This window comes from Terriglobia bacterium, assembly GCA_020072645.1.
Classification (GTDB): domain Bacteria; phylum Acidobacteriota; class Terriglobia; order Terriglobales; family Acidobacteriaceae; genus Angelobacter.
This window is the reverse complement of the sequence record JAIQGK010000003.1, coordinates 471,662-495,121: the sequence shown is the minus strand read 5'-3', so window position 1 is coordinate 495,121 and position 23,460 is coordinate 471,662. Positions and strand designations below refer to the sequence as shown.

Annotated in this window: 10 protein-coding genes (1 of these 10 running past the window's edge); all 10 read right to left on the bottom strand. The window is 53.3% G+C overall.

Going from position 1 to position 23,460, the window contains the following annotated elements:
* Positions 1–25: 25 nt before the first annotated feature.
* Entirely contained in the window at positions 26–1,357 is a 1,332-nt protein-coding gene (locus tag LAO76_05610) for a hypothetical protein (protein MBZ5490391.1), read from the bottom strand.
* 31 nt (positions 1,358–1,388) lie between these two features.
* Positions 1,389–2,162 (bottom strand): hypothetical protein, encoded by a 774-nt coding sequence (locus LAO76_05605; GenBank protein MBZ5490390.1) that lies wholly within the window; start codon positions 2,160–2,162, stop codon positions 1,389–1,391.
* Between the two features lie 142 nt (positions 2,163–2,304).
* A complete protein-coding gene (locus LAO76_05600) occupies positions 2,305–4,143 on the bottom strand; it encodes a carbamoyltransferase (protein ID MBZ5490389.1) in 1,839 nt (612 codons plus the stop codon).
* A 3-nt stretch (positions 4,144–4,146) separates the two neighbouring features.
* Positions 4,147–4,299 carry a DUF5989 family protein gene (locus LAO76_05595; protein MBZ5490388.1) on the bottom strand — a complete coding sequence of 51 codons (153 nt, stop codon included), beginning with the start codon at positions 4,297–4,299 and terminating at the stop codon, positions 4,147–4,149.
* A 66-nt stretch (positions 4,300–4,365) separates the two neighbouring features.
* Positions 4,366–4,773, bottom strand: a complete 408-nt coding sequence (locus tag LAO76_05590) for a hypothetical protein (protein MBZ5490387.1) — start codon at positions 4,771–4,773, stop codon at positions 4,366–4,368.
* 22 nt (positions 4,774–4,795) lie between these two features.
* Positions 4,796–9,247 carry an amino acid adenylation domain-containing protein gene (locus LAO76_05585; protein MBZ5490386.1) on the bottom strand — a complete coding sequence of 1,484 codons (4,452 nt, stop codon included), beginning with the start codon at positions 9,245–9,247 and terminating at the stop codon, positions 4,796–4,798.
* Entirely contained in the window at positions 9,244–10,290 is a 1,047-nt protein-coding gene (locus tag LAO76_05580; protein ID MBZ5490385.1) for a TauD/TfdA family dioxygenase, read from the bottom strand. Before LAO76_05580 ends, LAO76_05585 begins: the two co-directional genes overlap by 4 nt.
* Positions 10,291–10,295: 5 nt before the next feature.
* Entirely contained in the window at positions 10,296–15,005 is a 4,710-nt protein-coding gene (locus tag LAO76_05575; GenBank protein MBZ5490384.1) for an amino acid adenylation domain-containing protein, read from the bottom strand.
* A gap of 61 nt (positions 15,006–15,066) precedes the next feature.
* Positions 15,067–18,381 carry an amino acid adenylation domain-containing protein gene (locus tag LAO76_05570; protein ID MBZ5490383.1) on the bottom strand — a complete coding sequence of 1,105 codons (3,315 nt, stop codon included), beginning with the start codon at positions 18,379–18,381 and terminating at the stop codon, positions 15,067–15,069.
* A 56-nt stretch (positions 18,382–18,437) separates the two neighbouring features.
* Positions 18,438–23,460, bottom strand: the 3' portion of a protein-coding gene (locus LAO76_05565) for an amino acid adenylation domain-containing protein (GenBank protein MBZ5490382.1). The gene runs 2,819 nt beyond the window's last position; the window shows 5,023 of its 7,842 coding nt (coding positions 2,820–7,842); its start codon lies off the right edge, out of view; it ends in the stop codon at positions 18,438–18,440.

Genomic DNA, 23,460 nt, shown 5'->3' with positions numbered 1-23,460 from the left:
GAGGCAAATTGGTCATAATGACAATCTATCGGCAGTAGTCGCCAATCTCCTTGGAAATCAGCGACGCAAACTTTCGCGACCCTCGAGGCGCAAAATGCACTTCGTCGACAAAATCGCTACCTTCAAAATTCGCGACTCCTGGGTCTATGTACTTTATCCCTATTGAGGCAGCGGCACTCTTCAGGCTTGACTTTAATCCCTCCACCATAGGCACCGCATCTCCTTCTTTCACCAATGGCGAAAAAAGCTCGGGAGGATCGGACCAGCGACTGTTGGCTATCTGCCCTATGACAATCGTCTTTAGGCCCCTTGCTTCATTAATGGCCGCGATAGCTTTCACATGTTCAATAACAATAGCTTCCAGGTGCTCATCTCTACCGGCGACTGGCGGCTTTCCGAGGATGTCCGGCCACCATGGGACAGTGTCAAATCGCCTCTGTGCTATCTGGTTCAATAAAAACCCTAGCGGTGAGTATTGCGCAATGGCAAGATCGGGTTTACGTTGGGCCATAAGAAGAAGGTGATAGTCCGCATATCCGCTATCGAGATTTTCGATATGGGCATTATTAACCACATCATTCCAGCCAACATAATAGATGGCACAGACCGGCTTTTTCTTTAAGGTATCCTGATAAAAGGCAGTCTGTATCAAATTTTCTACTGTGGTATGACCAAGCACACCGAAATTAACAATAGTAAATTTATTGTTAAGGTCAGACTGTAAGTCCTCGGCCCAGGTCTCACCCTGAGTTACGCCCTGGTCATAGGCCGTTGATCCGCCATAAACAAAAATTAAATCCTTAGATAAATCACTCTTTGTTAGGTCCTTTCCTCTTGCCCCCACGGAATTGTGGACAAACGTAAGCTCCTGACCTTGCAGGGACGCCACATCTATTCCTGCGGCCTTAGCGCGAGCGTAAAAACGTCCAAATCGCAAGTGCTGTGTATAGTGCCAGTTCGGCCGTGGAACAAATTGCAGCAATGGATGGTAGATGAATGCGAAGTCTTTGTTCACATTGTCTTGGGTTGTTCTATAGTTTTCTGGAAAGAGAGAAGGGCTGATATTCAGAATGTAGCTTCCGAGCCCCAAGCCCAGCTCAATGGTGCACCAGACGAGAATCGCATAAGACAATTTGCTGATCTTACTGAAGGCAGCAGCAATGACAAGCAGGCAGGCGAGGTACAAAAAGAAGTAAAATCGCGCTGTTCCGATCTTCAGGCCACCACGCCAAAACATGAAGATGCAGGTCACGAATATTATGGCGAGCAAAAATAGATTTAATAAGAACGGAATTGCTATGCGAAAGTTAAACGGATGCCTCAAGCCATAGAATTCCTTGAGTTTTGCCAAGTTCATAAGTGTCTCTTAGTCCTTTTTCCCCGTTTCTTCAGAGACGGGGAATAGTGGCGATTACTTCCGTCCCATATTCGATAGGCGAGAAATAGAATAACGGCAAACAATCTACATTGGATAAAGGCAGAATCCTGACGCGTCGGACGCCCCGCCTCAAGGCCATTGCGCATGCTTCCAGACGTCCACGCATCTGATCGCTCAGGCCTTCTACCTGCAGTTCACTGGTGGGCCCGATCTCAAGCCATCTAAGTATGCCGCCATGTGCGCCGGGCACTCCGTTTTCTTCCGTCATGTAGATGAGTGCATCAGCATTCCAACTGGCAGCGCAAGCTGCGGCCATTTGATCGGGGTCTATCAAATGATCTTCCCCGGCCCAGCAAGAAAAATTCGAGAGGACGGGTATGCCCTTATTGCTGCAAATGATCTCCAGCCAACGAGGATCCATGTGTGCGACCTCCACTCTGAATCCAGTCTTGCCATTGCCAATGTACTGTTTGCGCAACTGGACTAAGCCAGCATCAGTGGCCCGTAACCCGATGCCGGTTACGTTCTGCTGTGACAGCAAGGTGGCGAGTATCCTGTTTTCGCGTTCTACGGCTGCAAACGCTGTGCATTCCGTGACGTGATTTCCGTTGCCATTGCTGCCTTCCCCGGCCACGGCGGCAGGCGGTCCAACCTTGGCACATTGGCCGTGGACCACTACAAGAAAATGGCCGTCGTGCACCAGATCCGCAACTGCACGGGCGAACCGGCGACCATCATCTCGCTGATCAATCGAGATCCCGGCAACTCTAATAACAAGCCTCATTTTGCACTTATGCGAAGTAGTAAGAAGGGCCGCGAAGCCCAATGGGGCCTCTTTTTTTCATCAGCTCAAGCTGCCAATCAAAGACCGGATTATTTTTCAGGACACGCATTGGGCTCTTTAGATCCATAGAACTTTCCTGAATTCAGTCCAGTTCATAGGCGTCTTTGTAGTTATTTCTGGCCAGGGATTTTTGTTGATCTGCTTTTTGCAAAATGGTATTGCCTATCGCCAACACATCCAGCTCTGTACCCATAAAGCAGCGAAAAGCATCTTCGGGGCTGCAGACAATTGGTTCACCCCGCACATTGAATGAGGTGTTGACCAGGACCGGGCAGCCGGTCAACTGCTTGAATTTGGAAATCAAGCGGTAGTATCTTGGATTAGTTTCTTCATGCACGGTTTGAATCCGAGCGGAGTAGTCCAGATGCGTGACCGCGGGAATTTCAGACCGCAGGACATTCAGCTTGTCAATGCCGAAGAGTTTTCTTTGTTCTTCAGACATGGCTAACTGTTTCGCTTGAACTACATTAGCAACCAAAAGCATGTACGGGCTGTCACTATCAAGCTCGAACCAATTGGGTAAGTCCTCCCGGAGTACGCTAGGCGCAAAGGGGCGAAATGACTCTCTGTACTTCACCTTTAGATTAAGCTGCTTTTGCATCGTTGGCGAGCGCGGGTCTGCGATAATGGACCGCCCGCCGAGAGCTCGCGGACCGAACTCCATCCGTCCCTGGTGCCAGCCGACTGCCTTTCCTTCCGCAAGCGCATGGGCAACGGAGCAAATCAGCTCTTCCTCGGATATTGTCCTGAAGACAGCTCCAGCTTTGATCAACCGTTGTTCAATTTCGCATTGACAGAATTCGGGGCCAAGAAATGCTCCCTTCATGCTGTCGCCTGGCTTGATGTCCCTTGGGTGATCGAGCATTAGATGGTAAGCGGCGAGGGCCGCGCCTAGTGCACCACCCGCATCACCCGCAGCAGGTTGAATCCACATGTCATCGAAGATTCCTTCTCGCAAGAGCTTCCCATTAGCAACGCAGTTCAGGGCTACACCACCGGCAAGGCACAAGTTCTTCTGTCGCGTCGTCCGTTGGACATTCTTGGCGAGCTTGATCACAATATCTTCGGTAACGGCCTGAATCGAAGCCGCAAGATCCATCTCGCGCTGCGTAAGTTCGCCCTCTGGATGTCTTGGCGGCCCGCCAAAGAGCGCATTGAATCGGCCGTTTGTCATCGTCAGGCCGGTGCAATATTCAAAATACTTCATGTCCAGATGGAAGGACCCATCTTCTTTAATATCGATGAGGTGGCTTTTGATTAGATCAACATAACGCGGTTCCCCATAAGGGGCCAGGCCCATAACTTTGTACTCGGCCGAGTTGACTTTGAAGCCAGTGTAGTAGGTAAAAGCCGAGTACAGCAGTCCGAGAGAATGAGGGAAGTGAATCTCTTTTTGGATCGACAAGTGATTGCCGCTACCATTAAAGACTGAAGTTGTTGTCCACTCGCCTACCCCGTCCATGGTAAGTATGGCCGCTTCTTCGAAAGGCGATGGAAAAAATGCCGATGCGGCATGGCTAAGATGGTGTTCGGAAAAGCATAAACGTTTCTGCCAGTCTATCTCCTCGCCGAAGCACTTTTTCAGATCGTCAACTATCACAGTTTTCTGGAAGAGTTTGTCTTTCACCCAAACCGGAAATGATGTCGCAAAGCTCCGAAACCCTCTTGGAGAAAACGCCAGATAGGTTTCGAATAGGCGTTCAAATTTAAGGAACGGTTTGTCATAGAAAATGACATAGTCGATATCCCTGGGCTGCAGACCAGATGAGCTTACACAATATTCCGCAGCTTTGGCGGGGAAACCGGGGTCGTGCTTCTTGCGTGTGAACCGTTCCTCCTGGGCAGCAGCGACAATATCGCCATCTGAGACCAGGCAGGCCGCGGAGTCGTGATAAAAAGCTGATAGGCCGAGAATATTCATCGATTAAAAGAGAGAGTAGATAAACGGCGCAACCACGGACGATTCCGCCAGGATTAATAAGGCGACAATTAGAATCATGACACCGACGACTGGAGTGATCCACGTTTTCTTGCGAATCCGCAGGAAGGCCCAGAGTTCTTTAATGAACATGCCCATAATCTTTTTACCTCTGTTGTTTTTTCGTTGAAGACGTTCGATCCAACTTCTGCTCGCCCGTAACACTCAAAACTGATTTTTGAACGACTCTGCTGCTTCAACCGGTGAAGTACGGTCAGTCCAATAGGAATTGGTCGTGCGACGCTTTAATCGAAGTTCATCCCGGCCAAATAGCCGGGTCAAAACGGAAACTGGAGTCACAATGGCAAAAAAAATAATTCCCATCACAATCGGGCTAGTAATCTTCCCGAGCCACTTGCCTAGATAAAACCAAGCCTTGTTGAGGGGCGCAAGAATCCGAGGATTCGTGAGTACGATTAGGCCAAACGCGCTACCCACCAGGAGGCAACCGCCATAGGCAGTCCAGTTCCAGTGTTTAGTGACTCCGCGTATCCCTAGAATGACGAAAGCGGCCGCGAACAGAAGTCCAAAGTTGCGCTCTGACGGAAGTTTTGGCGAAGAAGTTATGCTCATAGTCTGCAAAAAGCCTGGTTACTCATTTAACAGTTTGGGTTAGTTCCCCTAATAAATTCTTGTAGGAGCTCAGGAGGTCCTTAACGAACCCCAGAGAAATCGATTTTGAATTGTATTCCAGCTGAATATATCGTCCGTCAGGACCGGTCGCTGCAGTGCAAGTTAATGCGAACGGATACCGATCGACCACATAAGCACCCACAAAGCGTAATCCGCTTTCCTCCGGAATTTCCTTTGAGTTCCAGAAATTCAAATACCTGAACGCTGAATAAAAAAGCTCTTGTCCGCCATTATCGTTAATGAGTTCTGTAAGTGGATAAGAAGCATACGGCTGAATATCTATCAGATCTTTCTGTACAATCTCCGCTTGCTCCAATAGCGGGAGTTTCTTACGTGAAACGACTGGCGCTACATTCCAGAAGAGCCCGACTGCCGAGAGAGGATCGGCCAGATATTCTGATCTGCCGTTGGAGATCACTCCGGTTGTCACCACTGGACCACCCGACCACTGCCGCAAGAGTTCCAACCACGCGGCGAGCAGCAGCGCCTGCATGGAGACAGCATGCTGCTGCGCAATGCGCTCCAATGCCTGGTTCTGCTCCGGCTCAAGCTTCGATATGACAATTGGATCATTCGTCTCAGCTAAAGCGGGCAAAACAAAATCGGGGAGAGGCGGGAACTGCACGTCCCGTAAATAGGAACGCCAGAATTTTGCAGCCTGTTCCGAATGGGCGACCGCATGTTCAAAGTTAACAAATTCATGATAAGTGCCATCGGGACTTCCGAGATCAGGAGTCCTGCCGGATTTTATGTCTGCATATGCCTGCAGCAGATGGTTGAGAAAGATCTGATGTCCCCAACCATCCATAATGGCATGATGGCAGGAAAACAACACGCTGAATTGGGTGGCTGAGCGGAGAAATACAACGATGCGAAACAGCGGCGCATCCATGTTGGCTGGATCAAAAAGGCTTATCCGATCGGCTTTGACCTGGTCTGCAATGTAAGCATCTTGAGCAGCGCCATCCAAATGAGAAATATCCGTAGTAATTATTTTCCAAGGCAATGCACTCCTCACGCATTGCAACGGCGGAGAGCTTTTGAGGTAAAAAACTGTCCTTAAAATCGGATGACGATTTATGACCGCCTTAAAAGCAGCCTCCAGGAGATCCCTGGAAAAATTCTGATCTTCAAGATGGAAGCATTCCTGGATGTGGTAAATGCCATCTGCGCCCTGATTTTCTGCATACTTCTGCAATACAAAAGTTTGAATTCCAGATATGGGATAAAAATCAATGACGTCAGAAGGCAACAAAGAAATATCCAGTTCCGGCAACAAGGCCTCTGAAACACCATCGGGAAAGAGTTCGTAACGGCGCTCCTGCTGGAGCGCCTTGCGTAAACTACGAATCGTCTGACAGCGCAGGACATCCATAGCACGAATGCTTATCCCATAGCGCCGCGCCTCGTGGACTACCTGTATGACTCGCAGTGAATCGCCCCCCAGTACGAAGTAATTGTCATCCACATTGACGCTTTCCTTTCCAAGCACTTTTCGCCAGACTGCTAAAAGATTTTCTTCAATTTCGTCGACAGGTACGCCAGCGCCGCCGGAAGGTTCTGCGGCGGGAGACAGCCCCCGTCGATCCACCTTGCCATTGGGAGTAAGTTTGAACCGATCCACGCAGGTGAATACATTCGGAACCATGTAACTGGGCAATGAGTCCGAAACAAAGCGCCGCAATTCCTGTGGAAGAACTTTATCCTGACCCACAGCTACCCATGCCGCAAGCAGCTTGCCGCCGTTCTTATCAGGTATAACCATGGCTATGGCGGCTTGCACATGCGGATGACGGCAAAGTACAGCTTCCACCTCGCTCAATTCGATCCGATATCCGCGGACTTTTACCTGACCGTCAGTTCTTCCAAGAAATTCGAGAGCACCATCGCTACGGCGGCGTGCACGGTCGCCCGTCAAGTACATGCGGGCACCAAAAATGGACTGGAACGGATCAGGAAGAAAGCGCTCTGCAGTCAGGTCCGTCGCACCGATGTATCCCCGCCCCACATGATTGCCACCAATATAAAGATCACCTGGAACCCAGGCCGGAACTGCTGTGAGCGATTGATCGAGCACATAAGCCGAGACTCCAGCGCGCGGCCATCCTATGGGGGCTTCTGCGGTATTGAAACATTCCTTCTCCGGTTTCGCAGAGGCGGCGATTACCCCGACTGTTGTTTCGGTCGGGCCGTATTCGTTCACGACCCTGCACCCAGGGGCAATTTTCTGCACCATCTGCGTTAATTCCCATGTAAGCGGCTCGCCACCCACGACGAAAACACGGCAGCTAAATGTCGCTTCCGCCGGAAATGCTTGACACAGCGCTTGCAGATGGGCAGGAACAATCTTGATGCACTCTACGGGCGTTCGCTGGAAGTATTCCGCTAAGGCCGTCATGTCCCTGGAGTTGGTAGATGGAATCACATGAAGACAACCACCGGAAGTCAGGGCCGCAAAGACGGGAGTATGGCCCAGGTCTGCGGCCATGGTTGAAACCAGGGCATAGCTGGCCCCATCGGGCAAATCCAAGTCAGCTCTGAGTGCGCGCACATACGCCATAAGCTGGCGATGTTCGATGGCCACGCCTTTTGGATTACCGGTAGAGCCAGAGGTAAAAATCACATATGCCAACTGTTCGGGAAGGATTTTTATTTCAGATGCCTGAACAGTATTTGTGTCCCCATGAGGTTCATCAATATGAATAATGGGGATGTTAAGCCGCTGCCAGGCAGGATCTGTGCCATTTTCCACCAGTGCAGCAATCGCCGCAGACTGCGCGATCATATATTTGATCCGTTCCGCCGGAGTATCAGGATCAACAGGCAACCACGCAGCACCAGATTTCAGTACCGCAAAGATTGCAACGATGAAATCAAGAGAGCGTTGCGCCACAATGGCAATTACGGTATCTGGCGCAGCGCCTATTTTCCGTAAGCGAGCGGCCAGCAAAGCGGCGCGCCGATTCAGTTCAGCATAGGTAATCTGCTGATCTCCGCAAACCGCGGCCACCCGTTGCGGCACGCGCGCACACTGCTCCTCGATCCACGCATACACGCCGTGAGCAGCACTCTCTTCAACAGATTTTGCAACCAGCAGTGGAGAAACCATCGCAGAGCTCAGGGTGAAATCACGAAGAGAGCGGGCCGGATCAGCCGTAACTTGGCTCAAGAAGTCCGTGTAGTACTCGGCGATGAAAGTTATCTCCTGCTCATCGAAAATAGATTTATTCCAAGCAAATTTGAGGGCCTTTAGATAGCCATTTTCAATATCCACTGTGAGCATGAGTTCAAAAGGTTCCAGGCGCTCTTCCAGTGATGTGATCTCCCAATCTATTGTGCCCACCGGCGGCAATGGAGTGGCCGGGCTCACATTAAAAACCAATGGTAGGCGGCAGCGTTGTGGCGATTCGGCGGAAAGAAATGTTTCTGCATCAAAATACGCCTGCTCATACCTGGCCAATTCCAAAGCTGTACTGACTTTCTGAACGAACTGAACAAAAGTCTGGTCCTGTTCAAGAGTGGCAGCTACGGGCATTGGCTTGGCAAACAAGCCGATAGCGTCCCGCAGCTCGGCAGGCGTGCGTCCATCCACTGTTACACCGATCAAAAACTGTTCCAAGCTGCTTAGGCGGCTAATAAGAAGTTGATATATGGCGAAGAGAACAGCTTCGGTGGGGGCCCCTGCCTGACGAGTTACTGTCGACAAGGAAATTCTGTTGGTGAAGTCACGAACAAGGACTCCGGGAGTGAAGTTTACGGACTCTGAGTTCCTCCGTTCAAATGGCAGATGCGGGAAGCGCAACTCCGAGAAATCTGCCACCTTCCAGTAGCAGTCATGCTTTTTGGCTTCACCTTCAAGGATCTGGTTTTGCCATTCTGAAATGTCCGCATACTGCAGAGTTTCACTACCCTCTAACGGATCGGAGGAGTACGTATTGCGCAGTTGGCGAATCATTGCAACCAGCGCGGTCGCATCAGCACAGAGTCCGGAGGAAGTCACAAGCAGAGAATGTAACTCGTCCGAGACATGCAGGAGAGTAAAGTTCACTCCTGAATCCGCAGCAGTGTATCGCGCCTGATCTCGCAGGACTTCAGCAATCGATTCGACTGCTGATTCAAGTGCCACGGACCGTTGTTCGTTCAATCCTGCGGCAACATCCCCGATCACCTGCACCGGCGCCTTGGTGCCCGGCAGGACCACAAACCGTGTTCGTAATATTTCGTGCATGCTCCGCAGGCTGCGAATAGCTTCATCAAGCCGTTCGGCACTTAACGGCCCAGTGATCCTGACATGACATTGCGCGCAGAATGCAACCTGCGGATTTTGCTGGATAAATCCCCAGAGCCTTCTCTGTTGGGGAGAGACCCGAAACCCTTCAGGAGATTCAACCTGAAGCTGCGCAGTCGAAGTCATAATGAGTTCTCCTGATCGCCTGAATAAGGTTCGGTCATACCGACAATGATCTTGCGCGGGCCTCGGAACGCTGAGCGACCATGGGCCACGAGCATGTTGTCCAGCAGCAGCAGATCATGTTCCTGCCAGGGAAACTTGATGGTTTCCTGTTGATAAATATCGCGGAGAATATCCAGGACGTCAGGCTCGATCCGGCTGCCATCGCCGTAGTAAGTGTTGTAAGGAAGGTCTTCCTCGGCCAGATCGGCCTGAAGCCCGGCACGGATTTCCGGCGCGAGGGTAGAAACATGAAAGAAGGTCGCATGGTTGAACCACACGGTTTCTCCAGTCACGGGATGCCGGCGAATCGCGCAGCGCCGTTGCCGGATGCGCAGGCGGTCTCCGGAAAGCCACTCGGTTTGAATGCCATTCTTAAGGCAGTGCCGGTCAACCTCCTCTTTACTCTCGGTCTGGAATGCCGTCTGCCATGGGAGGCCATATCCGGTGCCGAAGTTCCTGACCAGCATCCAGCCATCGCGAGCGAAGCGCTCACGCACCTTCTCCGGTATACGCGCTAAAACACGGCGCACATCGGCAATCGGCGTCTCCCCATCCTCCTGAGGCGCGGTTACGCAGAAAAACATGATTTTCAGGGGCCATGTAGAAGAATATGAGTTTTCGTTATGCAGAAAAATGATGTGTTCGGGCGGATACTCCGTCGAGGTATAGATGTTCCCTTCCACCCGGCTCCGTGGCGATGTTTGCTCTTTATACGCAAGCGGCTCGCCTGAGACTGCGGTAACGAATTGTTGAAATTCGGGAGCAGAGGAAATCCGGAAATTCCGAAACAGCAACCCGCCATGTCGCAATAATAAAGATTGAATGAATTCACGATGTGTACCGGCCCAGGAGATCAAATCCAGGTCTTCTACAGTGGGCAGCAGGGCCAGAGGAAGGTCTGTTTCAGGAAGTAGTCTCTCGGTCTGCACCAGATCGTCCTGGCTGAGCTTTCTGGCTTTACGCAGCCCTGTGACCTTTGGTAGCAAAGCAGATGCGGTTTTCATGGATTTCACCTCGATTCGTTCAAAGCTGCGCGCCGCCGAACGGTGCGTAATTGTTGTCCCTGTTGCTGGGATTGGCCACGCTTACGCGCGAGTTCGCTTTCCTGCTCAAAGCGCATAGCTTTCTCCAGCAGCTCAGAGATAGTTAATTCAGGGTTTTCGACGATCACGCGGACTAACTCCGCAAAGGTTTCTAACATGCCAGTGATGGTTGATTGCTGGAACAGACCGCCGTTATAGGTCAGTGCCAATTCCAGGCCAGCATCGGTGGGGAAAGCATTCAGGTGAAGATCGAACCTCGCCTGTCCGGCATCTGTTTCTATAGCTTTGCTATTTACCAAGCCGGCAAATTCCAGCTTATCGTTGATTTTAGCCAGCATGTTGAACATGACCTGGAACACCGGATTTTTTCCCGGATCGCGCACGACTTGTAATTCCTCAACCAACTTTTCAAACGGCAGAGCCTGATGGGCATAAGTGGCGACGGCGTTGAGACGGACCTGATCGACGAGCTGCGTGAACCGTAATTGAGCATCAAATCTGGTGCGGAAGACTACGGTGTTCAAGAAGATGCCAATCAATCCTTCCGTCTCAAGCTGGGTGCGGTTTGAAACTGGAGAACCTATCAGGATGTCTGATTGCCCGCTGTAACGGAATAGCCAGACATTCATAAGGGCGAGCAAGGTCATGAATTCTGTGGCGCCGAGCTGCTGGCTGAGTTTCGTCAGTTCCGAGTAGAGTTGAGGAGACAAACATAGCGTGCTCCTGCCGGCATCAAGCGACCGCACGGAAGGGCGTGGGAAGTCGGTTGGCAGCTCGAGAGATTGCGGAGCACCCTCCAGGGTTTGCCGCCAATACTGGACGTGGCGCTCGAGGACCTCGTCGCGGAGCCACGCCCGCTCCCATGCCGCCACATCCGCGTATTGCAGCGGCAATTCCGGCAGAGGAGACGTGCCATGGTCCAGGAATGTGCTGTAGAGGACATTGAGCTCTCTTATAAGGATAGGCACAGACCACGCATCACAGATGATATGGTGCACAGTAAGGCAAAGGACATGCTCCTGCTCTTCCGTCACGTATAGTGCTACGCGGAACATGGGGCCATGGGTCAGATCAAACGGCTTCTGGATGTGCGCATCTGCCAACCTGCGCAGCTTTTCCTCCCGGAACTCTTGCGGCACGTCTCGCAGGTCAACCTTTTCAATGGGCACATGCGCAGGAGGCGAGATCTTCTGATATGGGTAACCGTCAACCGCCGGAAAACTGGTACGAAGAATTTCATGACGCCGAACGATTTCATCCAGAGCAGCGGAAAGGACTTCAATGTTCAAGGATCCTTTCAGGCGCAACAGGGTAGGAATATGGTGTACGCGGCTTCCCGGCTCAATCTGATCCAGGAACCAGAGCCGTTGCTGCGCGAAAGAAAGTGGAAGCGGCTCTTTACGCGAGCTACGCGTTATTCGCGGAGGAGCAAAACCGTCATTTATCCCACCGGCATCCTGAAGTTTCTTTGCCAAAGCTGCTATCGTCGGCTGTTCAAACATGGCTTGGACCGGCAACTCCAGACTCAAAGCTTCACGGATACGCGCGATGACTTGAGTAATACTGAGAGAGTGGCCGCCAAGCCTGAAGAAGTTATCGTGGATTCCAACCCGCTCAACGCGCAATATGTCAGCCCACAGCTCTGCGAGAAATTTTTCCTGTGGTGTCCGCGGCGCTACATAGGCTTCATCGCGCCGCATTGTTTGGGTTGAGATTGCGGTGAGTGCGCGGCGATCAATCTTCCCGTTGAAATCAAGCTCGAACTCATGAAGCTGGACAAATAACGCCGGCACCATATACTCCGGCAATTTTGCCTGCAGATACTCACGTAAGCTATTCATCCACAGCCATTCTGTACTTTGCTGGTCATTGTTGTTATCTACCGCCTCAATTACTACATAAGCCACCAGCCGCTTCTCCCCGGTTGTATCTTCGCGCGCTATTACTACGGCCTGGCGCACGCTGTCATGCTCCTCCAGCGCCGCTTCGATCTCACCAAGTTCAACGCGGAATCCGCGAATCTTGACCTGATGATCCGCACGCCCCAGAAACTCCAGGTTGCCATCTTCCAGCCATCGCGCCAGGTCGCCGGTCCGATAAAGCCGCTCTCCGCTTCTGCCGCTCAACCCGTCTGGAACGAACATCTCTGCCGTCAGATCACCCCGATCCCAATACCCTCTGGCCAGCCCGACTCCTGCGAGACACAGCTCTCCAGGCACTCCCACTGGCACGGCCTCCATCCCCTCATCCACCACATAGACCCGTATGTTCGCAATCGGCTTGCCGATGGGCACGCTGCTGTGGCTATCCTCCGCCATGCACTTCCAGTACGTCACATCGATCGCCGCTTCAGTTGGACCATACAAATTATGAAGCTCTGCCCATGGCATGCCGGCCAGGCACCGGCGCGCGAGCTCAGCCGGTAAGACTTCACCGCTGCACACCACCCGCCGCAGACTTCTGCACTGCTTCAGCCTCTCCTCATCGAGAAACACCGCCAGCATCGAGGGGACAAAGTGCAGCGTCGTGATCTGCTGCTCCTCGATCAGTGCGGCCAGATATCCGGGATCCTGATGTCCGCCTGGCCGGGCCACTACCAACTTCGCCCCTTCCATAAGAGGCCAGAAGAATTCCCACACCGAAACATCGAAGCTGAATGGGGTCTTCTGCAGCACGACATCCTCGGACTTTAATCGGTACTCTTCCTGCATCCACAGCAGCCGGTTCAGCAGCCCACCGTGGGTGTTCATGACTCCTTTAGGCCGGCCGGTGGATCCGGACGTATGAATAATGTAGGCGAGGTTCTCCGGCAGCAAATTCACATCGGGGTTCTCGGTTTTCTGCTCGGTGATCCGCCTCTGCTCTTCCGCTCCATCTAAAACAAGCACCGGGCCGGCAACGTGAGACAGCTGTTGCCGCAGGCGCTGCTGCGTCAACAACACTTTGACCTGCGAACTCTCAAACATGTAGCTCAATCGCTCGGGTGGATAATCCGGATCCAGGGGAACATAGGCGGCTCCGGCCTTTAGCACACCCAGCAGACCGATCACCATCTCCAGGCTCCGTTCCACCATCACACCGACGCGCGTCTCTGGTCCGACACCCAACTCCTTCAACCGCCAAGCCAGTTGGTTAGCGCGAGCATTCAATTCGTGGTAGCGAAGTTGCACTGTTTCATACTCAACCGCCATCGCTTCTGGGGTTCTGGCGGCCTGTTCTTCAATCAGGCCGGGCAAGCACTTTCTTCGCGGAAACTCTACAGTTGTCCGGTTCCATTCCTCGATAACCTGTTTGCGCTCATTGGCAGCCATGAGCGGAAGCACGTCAATAGATTGGGATGGGTTGGTGACGATACTGGTCAGCAATGCCCGATAATGATCGATCATCCGGCCAATGGATGCGGCAGCAAAGAGATCTGTGTTGTATTGCAGCGCAGCGGCCAGTTTTCCGGTTCCATCTTCTCCGAGTTGCAGCAACAGATCGAATTTCGATGTCCCATTATCAAAATTGCTAAAGGGTTGGAGTTCCGCGGCGCCCAGTCGGAGGTCAGACTGCGGCGCATTTTGCAAGCCGATCATCACCTGGAAAAGTGGCGTGCTGCCCAGATTCCGTTCCGGCGATATGACCTCGACCAGCTTCTCAAAGGAAATATCCTGGTGAGCGTAAGCTTCCAGCGTCACTTTCCTTACCCTCTGCAGCAGTTCGATAAAGCTCGGCGTCCCGGAAAGGTCCACTCGGAGCACCAAAGTGTTGACGAAGAAGCCAATCAATCTTTCCGTATCACTGCTGCTCCGCCCCGCGATCGGCGTTCCCACTGCTATATCGTATTGGCATGTGTAACGGCAAAGCAGCGCTTGAAAGGCTGCCAGCAGCACCATAAATAAGGTTGCGCCCTGCTCCTGGGCCAGCTTCTTCAGTTGGCTCGTAACGTTTACCTCTATCACAAACTCGCACACGGTCCCCCTTTGGCTCTGTGAGGTGGGCCGGGGCCGGTCGGTGGCCAACTGCAACATACTGACGCCTGCCAACTGTTGTTTCCAATACGCCAGTTGCCGCTCCAGCATCCCTCCTTCCAGACACTCCCGTTGCCAGACGGTGTAGTCTGCGTATTGAATAGGCAGTTCCGGCAAGGGTGAAGACCGGCCTCCACTAAATACGTCGTAAAGAACCGATACTTCTCCGATCAGTACTCCCATGGACCAGGCATCAGAAATGATGTGGTGCATGGTAAACAGAAGCACATGGTTCAGCCCGCCCAGCCACAACAGCTTTCCCCGCATCAACGGTGCTTGCTGGAGATCAAACGGCTGTTGCGCCTCTTCCCGCGCCAGCCGCATAGCTTCTGCTTCTCGTTCCTCTTCTCCGGCTATACCGGTTAGGTCCAGAATTTGCAGCCGAACATTGACTTGATCCTCAATGACTTGCTGCGGCTCGCCCCGCACCGCCACAAAGCGCGTGCGCAGCGTCTCATGCCGGCGCGCAATTTCTTGCAACGCCTTCTCCAATACGTCCACATCCAGCTTCCCTCGTATCCGTAACGCACCGGGTATGTTGTAGGTCGCTTTCCCAGGGATGAGTTGATCGATAAACCACAATCTTTGCTGGGCAAATGACGCAGGGAAAAAGACCACTTCCTCTGCCGGTGACTGGCGGAGATCAGATAGGGACGATGTCATGGCTGGTTTTGTACCTGAAACTTCTGGCTGTGCTTCCTGAAACCTTAATTTCCGTATTTGTTCAGTTGGCTGCCCGCAACGAAGCAGCCTTGCGCTCTACTCGCTTGATGGCCGGCAGAAGATGCGACGGCGCACCGTTGATTCCAGCTTGCAGCGCTTGATCTATTGCTTCAGCCAACTGGGCGATGGTGGGCGATTCGAATATTCGCTGTAACGGAATATTCAGTTTGAAGCCTTCGCGAATGCGAGTAGCCAACTGCACGGCCATGAGAGAATGCCCACCGATCTTAAAGAAGTTGTCATGAACTCCTACACGTTCCCGGCGCAACACCTCTTGCCACAGGCGGCACAGCGTTTCTTCCGTGGCGTTCCGCGGTCCCACATATTCTTGCTCCGGCGTATCCGTATCCGGTTGCGGCAGGTTATTCCGGTCGATCTTTCCGTTGTGGTTCAACGGGAACTTCTCCAACTGCACATACGCGCTTGGCACCATATACTCCGGCAACTTGCCGAGCAGATGCTCCCGCAACTCGCTGATCCGCAGTTCCACTCTCCTGCTCCCGTTGTCGCTCTTCTCGTCCTGCAGTTCGGACACCACATAAGCCACCAGTCGCTTGTCGCCTGCCTCGTTCTCCCGCGCGATTACTACGGCCTGACGCACGCTGTCATGCTCCTGCAGAGCGGCTTCGATCTCGCCCAGTTCAATGCGGAATCCGCGAATCTTGACCTGATGATCCAGCCGGCCCAGGTACTCCAGGTTCCCCTCCTCTAGCCATCGCACTAGGTCCCCAGTCCGATACAGCCGCTCTCCGCTCTTGCCGCTCAACCCGTCAGGAACGAACTGCTCCGCCGTCAGATCGCCTCGTCCCCAATACCCTCGCGCAAGTCCTACTCCTCCAAGACACAGCTCTCCAGGCACTCCCACTGGTACTGGCTGCATTCCCTTGTCCGCCACATACACGCGCATGTTCGCGATTGCCTTTCCTATCGGTACGCTGGCATGGGTATCGTCCGCCAAGCACTTCCAGTACGTCACATCGATCGCCGCTTCTGTTGGACCATACAAATTATGAAGCTCCACCCATGGCATGCCGGCCAGGCACCGGCGCGCAAGCTCTTGAGGCAATGCCTCTCCACTGCACACCACCCGCCGCAGACTCTTGCACTGCTTCAGCCTCTCCTCATCGAGAAACACCGCCAGCATCGATGGGACAAAGTGCAGCGTCGTGATCTGCTGCTCCTCAATCAGCGCGGCCAGATAGGCGGGATCCTGATGTCCGCCTGGCCGGGCCACCACTAACTTCGCCCCTTCCATAAGAGGCCAGAAGAATTCCCACACCGAAACATCGAAGCTGAATGGAGTCTTTTGCAGCACGACATCCTCGGACTTTAATTGATACTCTTCCTGCATCCACAGCAGCCGGTTCAGCAGCCCGCCATGGGTGTTCATGACCCCTTTGGGCCTACCCGTTGAGCCGGACGTATATATAAGGTAGGCCAGATTCTCCAGTTCAATCGCAACATTCAGGTTGTTCTCTTTTTGTTCAGCCATTCGGGACCGTTCTTCATCCCCATCCAGCTCCAACACCTTGCCATCAAAAAGCGGCAGCTGTTGTCGCAGGCGCTGCTGCGTCAATAACACTTGGATTTGCGAACTCTCAAACATGTAGCTCAATCGCTCGGGTGGATAGTCCGGATCCAGGGGAACATAGGCGGCTCCGGCCTTTAGCACACCCAGCAGACCGATTACCATCTCCAGGCTCCGTTCCACCATCACACCGACGCGCGTCTCTGGTCCGACACCCAACTCCTTCAACCGCCAAGCCAGTTGGTTAGCGCGAGCATTCAATTCGCAGTAGCGAAGTTGCACTCTTTCATACTCAACCGCCATCGCTTCTGGGGTTCTGGCGGCCTGTTCTTCAATCAGGCCGGGCAAGCACTTTCTTCGCGGAAACTCTACCGTCGTCCGGTTCCATGCCTCGATAACCTGCCTGCGTTCATTGGCAGCCAGGAGCGGAAGCACGTCAATGGATTGGGATGGGTTGGTGACGATACCGGTCAGCAACATCCGGAAATGATCTGTCATCCGGCCAATTGTTGCCGCGTCAAAAATGTCCGTGCTGTATTGCAATGAACCCGTCAGTTTCCCGAATCCATCTTCTCCGAGCTGCAACAACAAATCGAATTTCGATGTCCCATTGTCAACAATGTTAAAGGGTTGGAGCGTCGCGGCGCCTAGTCGCAAGTCGGACTGGGGCGCATTTTGCAGAACAATCATGACCTGGAAAAGTGGCGTGCTACCCAGGTTCCGCTCCGGCGATATGACCTCGACCAGCTTCTCAAAAGGAACGTCCTCGTGAGCGTAGGCCTCCAGCGTCACCTCCTTTGTCCTCTCCAGCAGTTCGGTAAAGCTGGGGGTACCGGAAAGGTCCACTCGCAGCACCAAAGTGTTGATGAAAAAGCCAATCAGCTTTTCCGTTTCCCCGCTGCTGCGCCCGGCGGCCGGCGTTCCTACTGCTATGTCGTGTTGTCCGCTATACCGATAGAGCAAAACCTGAAATGCGGCTACCAGAACCATAAATAAGGTAGCGCTTTGCTCTTCCGCCAATTTTTTAAGGTTCTGAGTAACATTTGCACCTATCACAAAGTCGCAGGTTGCTCCATTTTGGCTCTGTGAGGTTGGCCGGGGCCGATCGGTGGGCAACTGCAACATGCTGCTTCCCCCCAGTTGCTTCTTCCAATAGGCTAGTTGCTGCTCCAGCACTCCTCCTTCCAGCCACTCCCGCTGCCACACGGTGTAGTCTGCGTATTGAATAGGCAGTTCCGGCAAGGGTGAAGACCGGCCTCCGCTGAATGCGTCATAAAGGACCGATACTTCTTCGATCAGTACTCCCATGGACCAGGCATCAGAAATGATGTGGTGCATGGTAAACAGAAGCACATGGTTCAGCGCACCAAGCCGCAACAGCTTTCCCCGCATCAACGGTGCTTGTTGGAGATCAAACGGCTGTTGCGCCTCTTCGCGCGCCAGCCGCATAGCTTCTGCTTCTCGTTCCTCTTCTCCGGCTATACCGGTTAAGTCCAGAACGTGCAGTTGAACATTGACTTGATCCTCAATGACTTGCTGGGGCTCGCCCCGCACCGCAACAAAACGCGTGCGCAGCGTTTCATGCCGGCGCGCAATTTCTTGCAACGCCTTCTCCAATACGTTCACATCCAGCTTCCCTCGGACGCGTAACGCACCGGGGAGGTTATAGGTTGCTCTCCCGGGAGTGAGTTGGTCAATAAACCACAATCTTTGCTGGGCAAATGAAGCAGGAAAGCACACCATTTCCTGTGCCTTTAGCTGGCGGAGATCAGATACTGTCAAAGTCATGGCTACCTGGGCGTATTTACGAGAGTTTTGGAAGATCCTGATTTGGGTTTTTTCAATCAATCCACATTTACCACAGCGGCCTTGCGCGCAACCCGTTTGATGGCCGGTCGGCTATATGAGGACGCACCGTTCGCACCGTTTGCGCCGTTCGTTCCGATGGTTTGCTTGATTTGATCAATTACTTCAGCCAACTGGGCGATGGTCGGGGATTCGAACATCCGGCGTAACGGAATGTCAACCTTGAAGGTTTCACGCATCCCGGTAGCCACCCGCGCGGCCAGAAGAGAATGCCCGCCGATCTTAAAAAAGTTGTCGTGAATTCCCACACGTTCGCGTCGCAATACTTCTTGCCACAGCCCGCAAAGAGTTTCTTCTGCGGCATTTCGCGGCCCTACATATTCTTGCTCCGAAATATGCATATCCGGTTGCGGCAGGTTCTTGCGGTCGATTTTCCCATTGTGGTTCAGCGGCAGTCCTTCCAACTGCACGTATGCACTTGGCATCATGTATTCCGGCAATTTACCCAGCAGGTGCTCTCGCAGTTCGCTGATTTGCAGTTCCGCTCTCCTGCTGCCGTTGACGCTCTTCTCGTCCTCCAACTCGGGCACCACATACGCCACCAGCCGCTTATCCCCCGTTTCATCCTCCCGCGCTATTACTACGGCCTGACGCACGCTGCCATGCTCCTGCAGCGCCGCTTCGATCTCGCCCAGTTCAATGCGAAACCCGCGAATCTTAACTTGATGATCCGCACGCCCCAGGAACTCCAGGTTCCCATCCGGCAGCCAGCGCGCCCGATCGCCCGTGCGGTACATGCGCGCACCAGCGCACACGCTGAACGGGTTCGGTACGAACTTCTCCGCCGTCAGATCCGGCCGGTTCAAATAGCCTCGCGCCACTCCTGCGCCAGCTAGATACAGGCCTCCTGGAACTCCGACGGGTAGAGGAGTGTTGTTCTCGTCAAGGACATATACCTGATCATTCGTAATTGGCTTGCCGATGGGCGGCAACAGCGGCCATTCTTTGGGAGCAGACTGCAAGCGGTGCGCAGTCACCACATGACATTCAGTTGGGCCATACTGGTTTTCCAGCATGGCTATGGACAAACGATCGAAGAAGCGTTGCAGGGCAGGGGTAACTTTGAGCTGCTCCCCAGCAGTTATCACTTCACGCAAACTTGCAGATTCCCATTCAGCCACACACGCGGCTTCAGCCAATCCCTGCAAGGCGATAAACGGCAGAAACAACCTTTCGACTTCTTTCTCGCACAGGACTTTCCACAACTCTGAAGGGTCACGACGAGTGTCATTGCCGATCAATACAAGGGCCCCCCCGGAAGACAAGGTCACGAATATTTCCTGAAAGGAAACGTCGAACGTTAACGGAGTAAACTGCAAAGTACGTCGCGGGCCGGGGCTCGACATCAATTGCCAGCCCACCAGATTGCACAGCGGGCCCTGCGTCATCCCTACACCCTTGGGCCTGCCTGTAGAGCCTGAAGTATAGAGAACATACGCCAGGTTCTCCGGATCGACATGCGATCTATCCGCATTAGCATCGTTTTGTTCTTCCAGAACCTTTCCCAGACTGGGCGAATCAATGCATATCACATGACCGTTAAAACTGCCGAAGATATCGCGGAGCCGTTCCTGGATCAGCAGGAAATTGAGTTGAGCATCCTGCAGCATGTAGGCTAGCCGTTCAGCCGGGTACTCTGGATCGAGGGGCATATAGGCTCCACCCGCCTTCAGAATGCCCACAACCCCGACCACCATCTCTATACTCCGCTCCGTGCAGAGGCCGACTACCACATCCGGCCCCACTCCCAACTTCCTCAGATAATGGGCTATTTGATTGGCACGCCGATTCAACTCCTCGTAGTTGAGCTGCCGGTCCTCATCGACCACCGCGATCGCCCGCGGCGTCCTCACAACTTGCTCTTCAAACAGCTCGTGTAAGCACTTGTCCCGCGGATACTGCAGCTCCGTGCGGTTCCAGTCCTCCACCACCTGCTTTCTTTCTTTATCCGTCAACAGGGGCAGCCAGGCAATGGGTTGCTTCGGATTCGCCGCAATACCGCTGAGCAACATCTGGTAATGCTCGATCATCCGGCCAATGGTGGTCGCGTCATACATCTGCGTGAAGTACGTAACGTAACCTTCCATTCCGGCACTGGTCTCTACCAGAATCAGCGAAATCTCGAATTGAGCTGCGCCGTTATCTAGCTCAAGAGGCGTCATCTTCGCCGCCCCCAATTCAAATGCCGTCCAGGGAACATTCTGGAGAACAAACAGCACCTGAAACAGAGGTGATCTGGCTAGGTCCCGCTGCGGCAGCAGCACTTCCACCAGCTTCTCAAAGGGTACGTCCTGATGGGCATATGCCTCCAAGGTGGTTTCCTTGACTTGCCGCAATAATTCCAGCGAATCTGGTTGGCCGGAGAGATCGGCCCGCAATACCAGCGTATTAATAAAGATACCGATTAACCCCTCGGTCTCGGTCCGCATGCGTCCCGCGATGGGTGATCCGACCGCGATGTCAGATTGCCCGCTGTAACGCCCAAGCAGCGACTGAAAAGCCGCCAACAGAATCATATAAAGGGTGGCGCCTTGTTTCCGGCTCAGAGTTCTCAATGATTCCGTGAGTTCCATAGGTACCGCGAAACGACTAATGGCTCCGTCAGGGCGCTGGATACCGGTCCGCGGCCGGTCGGTAGGAAGCATCAGAGGTTCCACCCCGGCAAGTTTTCGCTTCCAATACTCCAATTGTTTTTCCAGCAACGGCCCACTCAACAACTCGCGCTGCCACGCGCTGAAGTCGGCGTATTGAATATCCAGCTCGGGCAGGGGAGAAGGCTGCCCATTGGTATAGCTGCTGTAGATCGCCGCGACCTCCTTCAGCAGCACAACCGTGGACCAGGAATCAGCCACGACATGGTGCATGTTGAAGACCAGCACATGGTCCTGGCTGGCCAGACGCAGCAATTTCATTCGGAACACCGGTCCACGCGCCAGATCAAAGGGCCGTAGCGCGTCCTCTTGTGCCAGTCTTTGCGCTTCCACCACACGCTCTGCTTCCGGAAGATGGCCCAGATCGGTCACTGGCAGTTCCACGGATAGGTTGGAATCAATGATCTGCTGCGGTTCGCTATTCAGGCTTACGAAGCGGGTGCGCAGCGATTCATGCCGGCGCACGATCTCTCGCAGAGTTCTCTCCAACGCCTTCGGTTCCAGAGGACCCTGGATCCTGACTGCCTGCGGCACATTGTAAGCCGTATTTTCCGGCTCAAGCTGGTTGATGAACCACAAACGTTCTTGTGAATGAGACAACGCCAACTTCCCGTTACGATCCACCCGACGAATGGGCGCCTTATGCGCTTCAGACCCGGCCAGAGGCGCGGAGGCAATCTCCGAGCTTGCTGATTCCAATTGCAGTCGAATTGCTTCGCCCAGCTTTTCAATGGTCGGCATCTCAAAGAGAGCACGCAGCGGAAGTGGTATGTGAAATTTCTCTTTTAACCGGGAAACTACCTGGGTAGCCAGGAGTGAATGACCTCCAAGTTCCCAAAAGCTGTCATAAGCGCCAATCTCTTTCAAGCCCAGCACGGACTGCCAAACTTCTGCGATTTGACGTTCGATGTCATCCCTTGGCGCGACAAAAGTACTGGTCACTTCGGGCCTGGAGTACAGCTCCAGCGTCTCCGTTGAAACTGTATCTTCTACCGACACCGTTGAATTCGACCGGCGTGGAGAGATATCCAAATCTACAGTGGAAACCAGGACGTGAGATCTCGGGACATCGAAATCGAGAATGCGGTCGAAGATCTCAACTGCCTCCGCATTGGAAAGAGCTATCGCGAATCTCTGATTGCGCAGATGCTCCAGGTCTGGTGAGAGGACCGCATTCTGGGCCATTCCAGCTTCTTTCCACGTGTCCCATCCTATACACATGGTCCGGGTGGAAGGTTTGAAGCTGTTGTTCAAACAAAAAGCATCAAGAAAAGCGTTTGCCGAGCAATTATCAACCTGCGCAAACTCACCTTGCACAGAGGTAACTCCGGAGCAGGCAATGAAGAAATCAAGATTGAGGTCCTTGAAGATACGCTCAAGAACGCGCGTGCCTCTCACCTTGGGCGCGAGCACAGCATCAATCTCCGCGGGGGTCTTGAACTGCATGATTCCTCCGCCAGGCATTCCAGCAGCGTGAATCACTCCATGGATGGCGCCGAACTTTTGCGTAGCTTCTTCAACAACGTCCTGCATCTGACGTGCGTCGCAAACATCGGCCTGCGCCATGAGAAGAGGTGCATGGAGATCTTCAAGATTACGCAAGGCATCTATTTGAAAGCGCACCGCAGCCGGTGTGGACTTGCTCTCCAGGAGACGGTCCCAATCCTCACGAGAAGGAGCGGTGGCGACATCCACCAAAACTAATTTAGCTTCTGTTTTTCTGGCCAGATGCAACGCCAGCGTCAGACCTATTCCACCCAGACCGCCGACGATGAGGTAGACACCATTGGGTCGCAGGCTCCCACCACTTGAGGGTAAAGGCAGTGGCTCCACGCATTGGCTCCAAATCCGTCCCATGCGATAGGCCACCAATGAGGATTGAGGCTGGCTGGCACAGTATTGAAGCAGCGTAGTTGCGGTCTTTTGCTCGGATGATCCAACGTCAATCAACGCGCAATGCAGATTCGAATATTCGAGCGGTATGGTCCGGCATGGTCCCAGCAGCATTGCTCTATCTGGGCTGGGCAGATCGTCTTGAGATACTTGTGCTACACCATTACTCACAATCCAAATGTTCTTTTGTTCCGCAATATTCACTTCGCCAATGGCTTGGGCCAGGAAAAAGAGACTATAAAAAGTTTCCTGCGGGTCCGAGTCGGGACTCAAACTCCAAAAGTGGACAAAATTGGCGGGGCCAGATCCCGACGAAGCAAACAGGCTGCTATAGTGACCAGCGTTGGCAGGATCTATTCGAAATTCATGAGGATCCATCTGCTCAAAGGCGCTTGCTTTCGCACCTGCCAGTACCACGCTGACTTCATGATTTGCCTTTCTCAACTCTTCCACAAAA